Consider the following 12,443-nt stretch of genomic DNA (forward strand, 5'->3'; position numbering starts at 1 on the left):
TACATGACCGACACCGATCGCCGCGTGAGCGGCACGATCCACGTCCGGGGCGAGGGCGGGCCGGGTGACGGCGCCTGGGCTGTGCTCCTCCCACCTGGCCGGTACGACGCCGAGCGGCTCGTCCACCACGACACGCTGGAGCTGACCGGGCTCGACGCCGCCGGTGTGGCCTACCGGGCGGGTGCGGCCCTCGCCGGGCCGACAGCGCCCGCCAGCCCCCGCCCCGCCGGGCCGACCGCACCCGCCGGGCCCCGTCCCGGCGATCCGGTGGCGGTACTGACCGAGGGGCCGCTGCGGCTGGTGGCGCTGGGTCGGGTCGCCCGGCCCACCGTCGAGCGCCGGGAGGACCCGGACGACCCCCAGTCCGATCCCGCCGCCGGCTCGCTCGTGGTCGCGTACACCCGAAGGGCCTTCGACGAGCCGGTGGCGGCCGAGGGACTGACCCTCGACGGGCCGGTCACCGCGCTGCCCGCCGGCGCCTACCGGGAGCTGGCCGAGCGGCTCGGGCCGCCGCCGGCGCGCCGGCGGTGGCTGGTCAGCCTCGACCTCCCGATCGAGGCGGATACCCCGGCCGAGGCGGTCCGGTTGTTCTGGTCGTACGTGCGCGACCTGGGCCCGCAGGAGCTGCCCGCGTTCGTCTCGCCGTCCGGGAACGAGCTGGCCATGCAGGCGTTCGTGCTCGGCGCCGAGGCCAACCAGGACCCGGAGGAGGACGACTAGGCAGGGGCTCGCCGGGTAACGAGGGCTCGTGGCGGTCCGGCATCGACGCCCGGCCCAGGGGAGGTGCGATGCGGTTCCAGGACAAGGTCGCGTTCATCACCGGTGGCGCCTCCGGGCTCGGTGAGGCCGCCGCCCGGCGGTTCGCCGCCGAGGGGGCCAGGGTGGTGATCGCCGACATCAACGCCGCCGGCGGGCAGCGGGTGGCCGGCGAGCTGCCGGACGCGCTCGCGGTCACCGTCGACACCGGTGAGGCGGCGTCGGTCGAGCAGGGCTTCGTGGACGCCGTGCAGCGTTACGGCCGGATCGACGTGATCTTCAACAACGCCGGCATCGACGGCAGGCAGCAGCCGCTGCACGAGATGGACCTGGAGAACTGGGAGCGGGTCAGCCGGATCAACGGCGACGGCGTCTTCCACGTCCTCAAGTACGGCATCGAGGCGATGCTGCACGGCGACGGGGGCGCGATCGTCAACACCTCCTCGACCGCGGGGCTGGCCGCCCAGGAGAACATCTCCCCGTACACGTTCACCAAGGCCGGCATCATCGGGCTGACCCGCTCGGCCGCCGTCGAGTACGCGACCCGCGGCATCCGGGTCAACGCGGTCGCCCCGTCGGTGGTGGTGACCCCGCTGACGGAGCACTTCATCGCCAGCGCGCCGGACCCGGCGCAGATGCGCCGGCAGATGGAGTCGTTCAACCCGAAGCCGGGCATCCCCACCCCGGACGACGTGGCCGGGGTGGTGCTCTTCCTCGCCTCCGACGACGCGGCCTGGATCACCGGCCACACCGTCCCGATCGACGGCGGCTACGTGGCCCGCTGACCGCCGGCCCCACCGGGCCGCCCGCCCGCGGCTGGAGCGGATCGCGCTCAGCGTCCCTCGAAGACCGGTTTCTGCTTGTTCACGAAGGCCGTGGTGGCGGCCCGGTGGTCGGCGGTGGCGCCGCAGATCGACTGGGCCTGCGCCTCGGCAGCCAGGGCGTCGGCGAGGGTGCCGGCGTCGGCGACGGAGAGCTGGCGCTTGATCGCCCCGTACGCGACGGTCGGGCCGGCGGCGAGCCGGGCGGCCAGCTCCTGCGCGGCGGGCAGCACCTGCTCGTCGTCGTCGACCAGCCGGGTCAGCAGGCCCAGCCGGTGCGCCTCCTCGGCGGACACCGGCTCGGCGAGCATCAGCAGCTCGACGGCCTTGGCGTGGCCGACGAGCCGGGGCAGCGTCCAGGACGCGCCGGTGTCGGCGGCGAGCCCTACCCCGGCGAAGGCCATCAGGAAGCGGGTCTTCGGCCCGCCGACGCGGAAGTCGGCCAGGAGGGTCAGCGACGCGCCGGCCCCGGCGGCCATTCCCCGGACCGCGGCGACCACCGGCTTGGGCAGGCTGGCCAGCCGGGCCGCGATCGGGTTGTAGTGCGCTCGGACGGTGGCCAGCGGGTCCGCCCCGGCCGATTCGAGGGTCTGCACGTGCTCGCGCAGGTCCTGGCCCGCGCTGAACGACCCGCCCGCCCCGGCCAGCACCACGGCCCGGCAGCTGCGGTCGGACTCCAGCCCGGCCAGGGCGTCCCGGAGCGCCTCTTTGAGCGCCACGTCGAGCGCGTTCATCGCCGTCGGGCGGTTCAGCGTCAGGGTGACGACGGAGTCGGTGCGATCGACGAGCAGCGGCTCGGTCACGTTCTAACGACCCTTCTGTCGGGGGGTGCGGTTCGTGGCGTCGAGGCACTGCTCGACGTACCGGTCGGCGGCTGGCCGCAGCCGGGCGGCGTGCCGGTCGAAGAAGCTGGCCGCGGCGGTGCCGGGCCAGCGCTCGGGCAGCAGCGCCGGGGGGAGCTGGGGGTCCCGGAAGAGGAAGGTACGCCACGCGTGCACGAGCCGGAACCGTGCCGCGTACGCCTCCTCGTCGTCGCTACGGGCGGTCACCATGGCCAGCAGCGGGCGCTGCTCGGCGACGAACTGCTCGTAGGCCCGCCCGATCTCGCTGAGGTCCCATGCCCGGCGGACCACCTCCACCGCGCCCCGGGTGCCGGCGGCGTGGGACGCGGTGAACCGCTCGTACCGCACGCCCGCGTCGTCGAGCAACAGGTCGACGTCCTCCGCCGGCCGGGTGGCCACCCACGTCTGCTCGTCGAGGGTGCCGTAGCCGAGGAAGCTCAGGTTCGCGGCGAGCCGCTGCCGTTCCCGGCGGGAGGTGGGGGTCGACAGGACGAGTAGGTCGAACCGTCCGTCCCAGCTGACCCGGCCGGTCCGGTAGATCCGGGCAGCCGCCTCGTCGAGTCGTCGGGCGGCTTTCGGTGTGATCGAATATCCCGGCCCGGAGACCAGGCGGAGCGGGTCGAGCCAGCCCTGGCGGACCATCCGGCTCACCGCCGTCCGCACCGCCGGAGGCGCGATCCTGAGCGGCGCGAGCAGCTTGACCAGGGCGGCAACCGGCGCGCGGCCACCCCTGGGTCGGAGGTGGTCGCCGTACAGGTCGAAGAGTGCCGACCGTGCCTGCATGACCGCACATTGTGACAGGCCTTCTCAGGATATGCTAGATGCTGTTACATCAATGCTGCTTCGGTTTGGGTCCGGCGGTGTTCATCAGGGAAAATCGTCATCGGGCCGCCGTGCAAGTTGCGGCGGGCGATGGCGAAGAGGCTGTGGGGCAACCCACCGACCCTGGCGTAGGTCTGAGGGGAGACAACATGGCGGCGATGAAGCCGCGGACGGGCGACGGTCCGCTGGAAGTCACCAAGGAGGGCAGGGGCATCGTCATGCGCGTCCCGCTGGAGGGTGGTGGCCGGCTCGTCGTCGAGATGACTCCCGACGAGGCCAACGCGCTCGGTGACGCACTGAAGGCAGCTGCCGGCTGACCGAGGAGCGGTCCGGCCGACGGTCGTCGAGCGGACGGTTCGTACAACCCTGAGCCACCGGCCCCGCCGGTGGCTCAGGGCCTTCATCTTTGGTACGGGTGCCGGGCCCGTTCTCCCGGTCGTTCTGGAGGTCGTTGCAGCGTGCTGGCCATCCGTCTGGTGAGCGGGCCCGCGCGGCCCGACTCCCTGGCCCTGCCCATCCGACCCGCGTCGGCTGCCGAGGGCGGGGACGCCCCGGCCGCGCTGCCGGTCGGCCTGCCCGTGCCCGACGACGACGTGCTGGCCGAGGCGGCCGCCCTCGCACCTGCGGCCCGGGCCACCGGCCGGGCCGGCGAGGTGCACATGCACCTGCGCCCCGGGCGCACCCCGGGCCGGCTGCTGCTGGCCGGGATCGGGGCCGGCGACGAGGCCGGATGGCGTGCGGCGGGGGCCGCATTGGCCCGGACTGCGGGAGGTGAGACACATCTCACGGTCGGGCTGCCGGACGACGCCCCGGCCGAGGCGGTGCGCGGCCTCGTCGAGGGGCTCCTGCTGGCGTCCTACCGGTTCCGGCTGACCGAGGCCGGCGAGCGGCCCGCCCTGGCCGGCGTCGACGTGCTGGTGACCGACCCGTCCCGGTACGCCGGCGTGGTGACCACGGCCGAGGTCACCGCGCGAATGACCCACCTGGCCCGGGACCTGACCAACACCCCGTCCTCGGTGAAGAACCCGCAGTGGTTCGCCGAGCAGGTCGAGGCGGCGGTGGCCGACCAGCCCGACCTGCACGTGCGCGTGCGGCAGCCGGACGAACTGGCCGCCGAGGGCTTCGGTGGCATCCTCGCCGTCGGGGGCGGTTCGGCCAGTGGGCCCCGCCTCGTCGAGTTGGACTGGCGGCCGGCCGGGGCGCGTACCCATGTGGTGCTGGTCGGCAAGGGGATCACCTTCGACACCGGCGGCATCTCGATCAAGCCGGTGGCGGCGATGAAGCTGATGCGAAAGGACATGGCCGGGGCCGCGGCGGTGGTCGCCGCCACCCTGGGCGCGGCGGCGCTGGGGCTGCCGGTCCGGGTCACCACCCTGGTGCCGCTGGCGGAGAACGCGGTCAGCGGGTCGGCGTTCCGCCCCGGCGACGTCGTCACGCACTACGGCGGCATCACCAGCGAGACCACCAACTCCGATGCCGAGGGCCGACTGGTGCTCGCCGACGCGCTGGCGTACGCCGTCGCCGAGCTCAAGCCCGACCTGCTGCTCGACCTGGCCACCCTGACCGGCGCGAACGCGGTGGCGCTCGGCAAGCGCACCGGCGCCCTCTACTCCGACAACGACGAGCTGGCCGCCGACCTGCTGACGGCGATCGACGCGGCCGGCGAGGCGGCCTGGCGGATGCCGCTGCCGGCCGACTACGTCGAGCACCTCGGCAGTGAGGTGGCCGACCTGTACAGCGCCCCCAACCAGGGCGCCGGCTCGGTGCTGGCCGCGCTCTATCTGCGCGAGTTCACCGGCGATCTGCGGGGACGCTGGCTGCACATCGACATGTCCGCGCCGTCCTGGGCCGACGGCGACGCCGCCGAGCTGGCCCGGGGGGCCACCGGCTGGGGCGTCCGGGGCCTGCTGCGCTGGCTCGGCACCCTTGACTGACCGCCCCGCCGTCGCGCCCATCGGCTCGGCGTCTCCGATCGGCTTGGCGTCTCCGATCGGCCCGGCGTCTCCGGCCGGCCGGCTTTCGCGCCGGCCGGCCCGGCGTCGCCGCTGAGCGGTGCACCCGGCTGCGGATGGCGGGGCCGCCTACCGAACCGGGCGGTCCGTGAGGCTCAGCGGCCGGCGGGGGTGCGCGGGTGGTGGCTGCTCAGCATTTGACCGCGGCGAGCAGGCCGTGCCCGACGGGGAGCAGCGCCGGCGTCCAGTGCTCGGACTCCCGGATCGCCTTGATCGTCTCCCGGGTGGTCACCGTCTCCACGTCCCGGGCGGCCGGGTCGCCGATCCGACCGCCGGCCAGGGTGCCGTGCAGCGCGAGCACCCCGCCGGGGCGCAGCAGCCGCAGCGCCGCGTCCACGCAGGAGCTGAAGCTGGTGGCCTCGGTGTCGACGAAGACCAGGTCGTACGCGCCGTCGGCGAGCCGAGGGAGGACGTCCAGCGCCCGGCCGGTGATGATCCGGGTACGCCCGGCGGGGAAGCCCGCCTCGGCGAAGATCCGGCGGGCGATCCGCTGATGCTCCACCTCCACGTCGATCGTGGTGAGGACGCCGTCCACGCGCATGCCGCGCAGCAGCCACAGCCCACTGACCCCGGTGCCGGTGCCGATCTCCACCACCGCCCGAGCGCTGCCGGCGGCGGCGAGCAGCCGCAGTGCCGCCCCCGCACCCGGGGTCACCGCGTCGAGGCCCACCTCGTGGGCGAGGCTGCGGGCGGTCCGCAGCACGAGGTCCTCGGTGACGTACGACTCGGCGAACTGCAACGTCTGGAGCATGGAACTGCCGGAACTGGCGGCCGTGGCGATGGGACACCTCCGTCAGGGGCGGGTTGGCGCTATGAGCCTAGAGGCGGGGCCGGACGGACGCAGCCGCGAGTCCGGTCTCGGACGATCATGTGGACGTGCCGGACGGGGTTGCCGGCCGACGATCACCGACGGCAACCGCTGACTGCACGCGCGGCGTTCGTGTAATCCTGGATGCGGTATCCCCCGTCGTCGGGATCGGCCTCCCGTGCCGGTCCGAAGCGGGGGAGCCGGGGGACGACTGGGAGGCCTACGTGACCGACGGCTGGGACTGGCGCCAGCCCGGGGAAACTCCGACGCCGGCGGGCCCGCCGGGGAGCGGGGCGACGCCGGCGGGGTCCCCGAGGGCGTCCGACGGCCCTCCGGGCGGACCGACGAGTTCGCCCTGGTGGTCCGACGCGCTCGCCGACCCGTGGCGGGACCCGTACGCCCCCGCAGCGGTGGTCGTGCCCGGCCCGGTCGGGGGCGCCGACGCCGAGCCGGAGCGGGTCACCGACCCGGACGTGCCCGGCCGGCCGGCTCTGCGCCAGTTGCTGCTGATCCCGCTGATCACCGCGCTGCTCGCCGGCACCCTCGGCGGCGCCCTCGGGTACGCCTTCGCGGTGCGCGGCGGCGTGGCCGGCGGGACCGTGCTCGGCGCCGGTGCCGGCGCCGCCGACCCGCCCGCGCTCGCCCAGCGCCGGCCGGAGTCGCTGGCCGGGGTCGCCGAGAAGATCCTGCCCAGCGTGGTGACGGTCCGGGTGGCCGGCCTGGGCGGTACCAGCGAGGGCTCCGGCTTCATCGTCAGCACCGACGGGCACGTGGTCACCAACGACCACGTCGTCGCTGGCGGCGCTGGCAAGGTGGCGGTGGTCCTCAACGACGGCAGCACCGCCGCCGCCACCGTGGTCGGCCGGGACCCGGAGTCCGACATCGCGGTGATCAAGGTGTCCCGTACCGGCCTGCGGCCAGTGGAGTTCGGCGACTCCGACGCACTCGCGGTCGGCGATCCGGTGCTGGCCGTCGGCTCGCCGCTGTCGCTGGCCAACACGGTGACCGCCGGCATCGTGAGCGCCGTGGACCGGACGATGCAGGCCGGCGAGCCCGGCGGCCCCACCCGCTACTACGCGGCCATCCAGACCGATGCCGCGGTCAACCACGGCAACTCCGGCGGCCCGCTGGTGGACGGGGCGGGGCGGGTGGTCGGGGTGAACTCGACGATCAAGTCGCTGGTGGCAGACGGCCAGGAGGCCGGCAACATCGGGCTCGCCTTCGCCATCCCGATCAACCAGGCGAAACGGGTCACCCAGGAAATCATCGGCACCGGCAAGGCCCGGCGCACGGTGATCGGCGCCCAGGTCGGCGGCACCGGCGCGGCCAGCGGCGGCGCGGGCGGCGTACGGCTGGCGGCGGTGGAACCGGCCGGCCCGGCGGCCGGGGCCGGGCTGCGGGCGGGGGACGTCATCCTGCGGCTCAACGGCCGCCCGATGGCAGACTCCACCGACCTGATCGCTCTGGTACGGAAGTTCGCCCCGGGGTCGGTGGTGACCGTGGAGTATCGACGCGGGTCGAACCGACAGAACGCGTCGGTGACCCTCGCCGCGGACGCCAAGTGAGACCCGTTACCCCCTCCCGGTCGGGCGTCCGACGTGCGTAGTCTTGGCTGACGCCGACGAGGAGGCCCAGCAGTGTTCGACAACCTGAACTGGTGGGAGATCGGTGCGCTGCTGCTCCTGGCGCTGCTGATCTTCGGTGACCGGCTGCCCGTCGTGATCAACGACGGGCTGCGGATGGTCCGCAACCTGCGCGCCATGGCCCGCAACGCGACCGGCGACCTGAGCCGCGAACTGGGCACCGACATCCAGCTTGAGGACCTGCACCCGAAGGCGTTCATCCGCAAGCACCTGCTCAGCGAGGAGGACGAGCAGGCGATCCGGAAGCCCCTCCAGGGTGTGTACGACAACCTGCGGGCCGACGTCACCGGCGTGCACGACGACCTCAAGGACGTGGCCGCCTCGGTCGACCTGCGGACGAAGACCCCTGGCGGTTCGGCCGCAGGTGGCGCCGCGACGGCCCCCGCCCCCCGCACGGCAAGCTACGACGACGCCACCTGACCGGCCCGCCCCGGGCCGGGAGCCGAACGGGGACGGCGTGCCCCGTACGGAGCGCGCCGCCCCCGTTCGATACGACGGGTGGCCGGGTCAGCGGCCGGCGGGCTTGAGGCCGAGCGGCTTGCCGAGCAGGGACTCCCGCCGCACCGCCAGCCGGTCGGCGACCCCGTTCAGGGCCCTCGCCGCCGGCGACTCCGGCTCGGCCAGCACGATCGGGTTGCCGGCGTCGCCGGACTCCCGGACCCGGGTGTCCAGCGGGATCTGACCCAGCAGCGGCACCTGGGCGCCGATCGTCCGGGTCAGCGACTCGGCGACCGCCTCGCCGCCGCCGGAGCCGAAGACCTCCATCCGGGTGCCGTCGGGCAGTTCCAGCCAGGACATGTTCTCGATCACGCCGACCACCCGCTGGTGGGTCTGCACCGCGATCGCGCCGGCCCTCTCGGCCACCTCGGCGGCGGCGGCTTGCGGGGTGGTCACCACGAGGATCTCCGCGTTCGGCAGGAGCTGGGCCAGCGAGATGGCCACGTCGCCGGTGCCCGGGGGCAGGTCCAGCAGGAGCACGTCCAGCTCGCCCCAGTAGACGTCGGCCAGGAACTGCTGCAACGCCCGGTGCAGCATCGGGCCGCGCCACACCACGGCGGCGTTGCCGGGGGTGAACATGCCGATCGAGATGACCTTCACGCCGTGCGACTGCGGCGGCATGATCATGTCCTCGACGCGGGTGGGACGGGCGTCCGTGCCGAGCATCCGGGGCACCGAGTGTCCGTAGATGTCGGCGTCCACCACGCCCACCGACAGGCCCCGGGCGGCCAGCGCGGCGGCCAGGTTGACCGTGACGCTGGACTTGCCCACGCCGCCCTTGCCGCTGGCCACCGCGTAGACGCGGGTGCGGGAGCCGGGCTGGGCGAACGGGATCACCGGCTCCGCGGCGGCGCCGCCACCGCGCAGCTTCGCCTGGAGGCCCTGGCGCTGCTCGGGGCTCATCACCCCGAACTCGATCTCCACCCCGGTCACCCCGGGCACCGCGCCCACGGCGGTGGTGATGTCGGTACGCAGCTTGTCCTTCAGCGGGCAACCGGCCACGGTGAGCAGCAGCTCGACCCGGACCACGCCGTCGTCGCCGACCTGGGCGGAGCGGACCATGCCGAGATCGGTGATGGGCCGGCGGATCTCCGGGTCGTCGACGGTGGCCAGGGCGGCCTGGATGGCGTCCTCGACGGTGCTGACGGGTGCTGACATGCCCGCAATGCTACGTCGGGGGCGATCCGTGCCGGCCGCCGCCGGGACCGGTGTGAGCGAATCGATGGCCCCGACGACCACCGCTCCGGTCCGGGCCGTCAGCGTTCCCGGTCCGGGCCCTCCGGGCGGCCGTCCCGGGCAAAGTCGCCGTCCAACTCGTCGATCGGCTCGTCGAGCGGCTCCCCGGCCCCAGGCGGCTCCCCGGCCTTGAGCGGCTCCCCGGCCTCACGGGCCTGCCTGGCCTCAGGCGTCTCATCGCCCCCAGGGGCCTCCCTGGCACCACGGGGCTCCCCGCGACCACGTCGTTCACCGCGAGCGCGGGGCTCCCCGGCCCTGTGCGGGGCCGGCTTGTCCTGCTGCCGGCGCTCCAGCCGTTGCCGGCGCTGGCTGGCCTCGTCCAGCTCCTCGGCCAGCCGGGCCAGCTCCGAGCGGAGGAAGTCCCGGGTCGCCACCTCGCCCAGCGCGATCCGCAGCGCGGCGACCTCCCGGGCCAGGTACTCCGTGTCCGCCTTCTGCATCGTCGCCCGGCGCCGGTCCTCCTCCATCCCCACCCGGTCCCGGTCCGTCTGCCGGTTCTGCGCGAGCAGGATCAGCGGTGCCGCGTACGAGGCCTGCAGGGAGAGCACCAGGGTCAGGAAGGTGAAGGTGTACGGGTCGAAACGCAGGCTCGCCGGGGCCAGCGTGTTCCAGACGAACCAGGCGGCGATCACCACCGTCATGTAGACGATGAAGTTGGCCGTGCCCATGCCCCGGGCGATCCCCTCGGACCAGCGGCCGAACGCCTCCGCGTCGAACCGGGGCAGCTTCACCCCCCGGGGCTCGCGCGGCTGGTCCAGCCGCTCGGCCCGACGCTGCTCACTCATCCGCGCCGTCCAGCACCACGGGCCCGCTCGGGGCGGACTCGGCGTCCCGGTCCCGCCAGTCGCGCGGCAACGAGTGGTCCAGCACGTCGTCGACCGTGACCGCGCCGACCAGCCGGTTGCTCCGGTCCACCACCGGCATGGCGACCAGGTCGTACGTGGCCATCCGGCGGGTGATCTCCGGCAGCGGCGTGGCGGGGCGCAGCGGGTCGATGTCGTTGACCACCACCCCGCCGAGCAGGTCGGCCGGCGGCTCGCGGAGCAGCCGCTGGAAGTGCACCATGCCCAGGAAACGCCCGGTCGGGGTGGTCATCGGCGCGCGGGTCACGAAGACCTGGGCGGCCACCGCAGGGGAGAGGTGCTCCTCCCGGATCCGGGCGAGGGCCTCGGCGACCGTGGCGTCCGGGGGCAGGATCACCGGCTCCGAGGTCATCACGCTGCCGGCCGTGCCGGAGGTGTACTTCAGCAGCTGGCGTACCGGGTCTGCCTCGTTCGGCTCCATCAGGTCGAGCAGCATGTCCTGCTCGGACGGGGGTAGCTCGTTGAGCAGGTCGGCGGCGTCGTCCGGGTCCATCTCCTCCAGTACGTCCGCGGCCCGCTCCCGGTCCAGCGCGGCGAGGATCTCCACCTGGTCGCGCTCGGGCAGCTCGCTGAGCACGTCGGCCAGCCGCTCGTCGTCCAGCGCCGCCGCCACCTCGTTCCGTCGGGCGTCGGGCAGGTCCTGGAGGGCGTTGGCCAGGTCGGCCGGTCGCATGTCCTCCAGTACGGCGAGCAGGTTCGCCGTACCCCGGTTCTCGCCGATGCCGCTCAGGCCGCGTACCCGGTCCCAGTCGACCTGCTGGAGGTGGCCACGGCGGGTGAGTCGGCCAGTGTGTTCGCGGACGGCCACCCGGCTCAGCGACCACTCGCCGCCCCGGCTGTGCTCCATCGCCACGTCGACCACCGCGCCCGGCTGGCCGCCCGGGTCGATCTGCACCCGCCGGTCCAGCAGTTCCTGGAGCACCAGCAGCTCGTTGGGGCGCTTCTCGAACCGGCGCAGGTTGAGGGTGCCGGTGCCGAGCACCACCGCGTCGGCGTCGATGGAGGTGATCCGGTTGATGGACAGGAAGATCCGCCGGCGCATCGGCATTTCCGCCACCAGACCCACGACCTCGGGCGGGCGCTGGGTCGGCCGGATCCGGGCGACCGCGTCCCGCACCCGTCCTACCTGGTCGCCGTTCGGGTCGAAGACGGCGACTCCGGCGAGTCGGGCGATGTAGACCCGGTTCGGCGTGCTCACGGGCACCAGCCTAAGCGCCTACTGTTTATCAACATGTCGACCTTGGCGTACGAGATCGTGGACGTCTTCACCGACCGCCCCTTCGCCGGCAACCCGCTGGCCGTGGTGTTCGGTGCCGAAGGGCTGGCCACCGAGCAGATGCAGGCGCTCGCGCTGGAGTTCAACCTGTCCGAGACGGTGTTCGTGCTGCCTCCCACGCAGGTCGGGGTCACCTACCGGGCGCGGATCTTCACCCCCACCGACGAGCTGCCGTTCGCCGGGCACCCCAGCGTCGGCGCGGCGGTGACCGCGAGCCGGCGCGGGATGTTCGGTGTGGGGCAGGTCACCCAGGAGTGCGGGGCGGGGGCGCTGCCGATCGAGGTGACCGCGACCGGCGCGACGCTGACCGGCGGCATTCCCACCCTCGGCCCCGAGCTGGACCTGGAGCCGCTGCTGGAGACGACCGGCCTGACCGCCGACGACCATGCCGGCCCGGCCCCCCGGGTGGCCGGCTGCGGGCTGGAGTTCCCGTACCTGCCGGTGCGGCCGGACGCGGTGGCCCGCGCCCGGGTCAACGTGGCGGCGGCGGAGCGGTACGGGATCGAGCATGTCAGCGTCTTCTCCTGGGAGGCCGACTCGCAAACCGCACACGCCCGGGTGTTCGTGCCCGGGCACGGCGTCCCGGAGGACCCGGCGACCGGATCGGCTGCCCTCGGGCTCGGGGTGTGGCTGGTCGCCAGCGGCCTGCTACCGGGCGACGGCCGTTCCTCCTACGCCGTCCGGCAGGGCGCCGAGATCAATCGCCCGTCCTTTCTGGCCTGCACGGTCACGGCGGCCCACGGCGCCGCGGTCGGCGCCACGGTGACCGGCGACGTGATGGCGGTGGCCCGGGGCGAGATCGCCGTTCCGCCCTTCATCGGCTGAGCGGCGCGCCGGGCCCGCGTCGACGGTGCGGTGTGTGTGCG

General features: G+C 74.1%; 12 protein-coding genes and 1 pseudogene. 7 read left to right on the plus strand and 6 right to left on the minus strand.

Going from position 1 to position 12,443, the window contains the following annotated elements; translation table 11 throughout:
• Positions 1 to 3: 3 nt before the first annotated feature.
• Positions 4 to 720 carry a hypothetical protein gene (locus ACQPZO_RS03650; RefSeq protein WP_433347019.1) on the plus strand — a complete coding sequence of 239 codons (717 nt, stop codon included), beginning with the start codon at positions 4 to 6 and terminating at the stop codon, positions 718 to 720.
• Positions 721 to 788: 68 nt separating this feature from the next.
• Positions 789 to 1,541, plus strand: a complete 753-nt coding sequence (locus ACQPZO_RS03655) for an SDR family NAD(P)-dependent oxidoreductase (protein WP_433347021.1) — start codon at positions 789 to 791, stop codon at positions 1,539 to 1,541.
• 47 nt (positions 1,542 to 1,588) lie between these two features.
• Here ACQPZO_RS03655 and ACQPZO_RS03660 read toward each other — a convergent pair whose 3' ends face one another.
• Together ACQPZO_RS03660 and ACQPZO_RS03665 are read right to left on the minus strand one after the other, a co-directional pair.
• Positions 1,589 to 2,380, minus strand: coding sequence for an enoyl-CoA hydratase/isomerase family protein (locus tag ACQPZO_RS03660; protein WP_433347023.1), 792 nt, complete (start codon positions 2,378 to 2,380; stop codon positions 1,589 to 1,591).
• A 3-nt stretch (positions 2,381 to 2,383) separates the two neighbouring features.
• Entirely contained in the window at positions 2,384 to 3,202 is an 819-nt protein-coding gene (locus tag ACQPZO_RS03665) for a PaaX family transcriptional regulator (protein WP_433347025.1), read from the minus strand.
• 188 nt (positions 3,203 to 3,390) lie between these two features.
• On the opposite strand from ACQPZO_RS03665, the gene ACQPZO_RS03670 reads away from it, so the two are divergent.
• Together ACQPZO_RS03670 and ACQPZO_RS03675 are read left to right on the plus strand one after the other, a co-directional pair.
• Positions 3,391 to 3,558, plus strand: coding sequence for a DUF3117 domain-containing protein (locus ACQPZO_RS03670; RefSeq protein WP_007455245.1), 168 nt, complete (start codon positions 3,391 to 3,393; stop codon positions 3,556 to 3,558).
• Positions 3,559 to 3,699: 141 nt separating this feature from the next.
• The gene (locus ACQPZO_RS03675) at positions 3,700 to 5,175 is read left to right on the plus strand and encodes a leucyl aminopeptidase family protein (protein WP_433347027.1); all 1,476 of its coding nucleotides are present in this window, start codon (positions 3,700 to 3,702) and stop codon (positions 5,173 to 5,175) included.
• A gap of 208 nt (positions 5,176 to 5,383) precedes the next feature.
• Here ACQPZO_RS03675 and ACQPZO_RS03680 read toward each other — a convergent pair whose 3' ends face one another.
• The gene (locus tag ACQPZO_RS03680) at positions 5,384 to 6,004 is read right to left on the minus strand and encodes an O-methyltransferase (RefSeq protein ID WP_350883865.1); all 621 of its coding nucleotides are present in this window, start codon (positions 6,002 to 6,004) and stop codon (positions 5,384 to 5,386) included.
• 281 nt (positions 6,005 to 6,285) lie between these two features.
• Here ACQPZO_RS03680 and ACQPZO_RS03685 point away from each other — a divergent pair, with 281 nt between their 5' ends.
• Together ACQPZO_RS03685 and ACQPZO_RS03690 are read left to right on the plus strand one after the other, a co-directional pair.
• Positions 6,286 to 7,626 carry a trypsin-like peptidase domain-containing protein gene (locus ACQPZO_RS03685; protein ID WP_433347029.1) on the plus strand — a complete coding sequence of 447 codons (1,341 nt, stop codon included), beginning with the start codon at positions 6,286 to 6,288 and terminating at the stop codon, positions 7,624 to 7,626.
• Between the two features lie 72 nt (positions 7,627 to 7,698).
• Positions 7,699 to 8,124 carry a preprotein translocase subunit TatB gene (locus ACQPZO_RS03690; protein ID WP_433347031.1) on the plus strand — a complete coding sequence of 142 codons (426 nt, stop codon included), beginning with the start codon at positions 7,699 to 7,701 and terminating at the stop codon, positions 8,122 to 8,124.
• Between the two features lie 87 nt (positions 8,125 to 8,211).
• Here ACQPZO_RS03690 and ACQPZO_RS03695 read toward each other — a convergent pair whose 3' ends face one another.
• From ACQPZO_RS03695 to ACQPZO_RS03705, 3 genes and pseudogenes are all read right to left on the minus strand, one after another.
• A complete protein-coding gene (locus ACQPZO_RS03695) occupies positions 8,212 to 9,360 on the minus strand; it encodes an Mrp/NBP35 family ATP-binding protein (protein WP_433347033.1) in 1,149 nt (382 codons plus the stop codon).
• Positions 9,361 to 9,641: 281 nt separating this feature from the next.
• A pseudogene (locus ACQPZO_RS03700) lies at positions 9,642 to 10,223 on the minus strand (DUF1003 domain-containing protein); the annotation flags it as partial.
• The gene (locus ACQPZO_RS03705; protein WP_433347035.1) at positions 10,216 to 11,499 is read right to left on the minus strand and encodes a magnesium transporter MgtE N-terminal domain-containing protein; all 1,284 of its coding nucleotides are present in this window, start codon (positions 11,497 to 11,499) and stop codon (positions 10,216 to 10,218) included. The pseudogene ACQPZO_RS03700 and the gene ACQPZO_RS03705, both read right to left, overlap by 8 nt.
• Before the next feature lie 33 nt (positions 11,500 to 11,532).
• Here ACQPZO_RS03705 and ACQPZO_RS03710 point away from each other — a divergent pair, with 33 nt between their 5' ends.
• A complete protein-coding gene (locus ACQPZO_RS03710; RefSeq protein WP_433347037.1) occupies positions 11,533 to 12,402 on the plus strand; it encodes a PhzF family phenazine biosynthesis protein in 870 nt (289 codons plus the stop codon).
• Positions 12,403 to 12,443: the final 41 nt, after the last annotated feature.

It is taken from the genome of Micromonospora sp. CA-111912, assembly GCF_050948415.1.
GTDB lineage: Bacteria > Actinomycetota > Actinomycetes > Mycobacteriales > Micromonosporaceae > Micromonospora.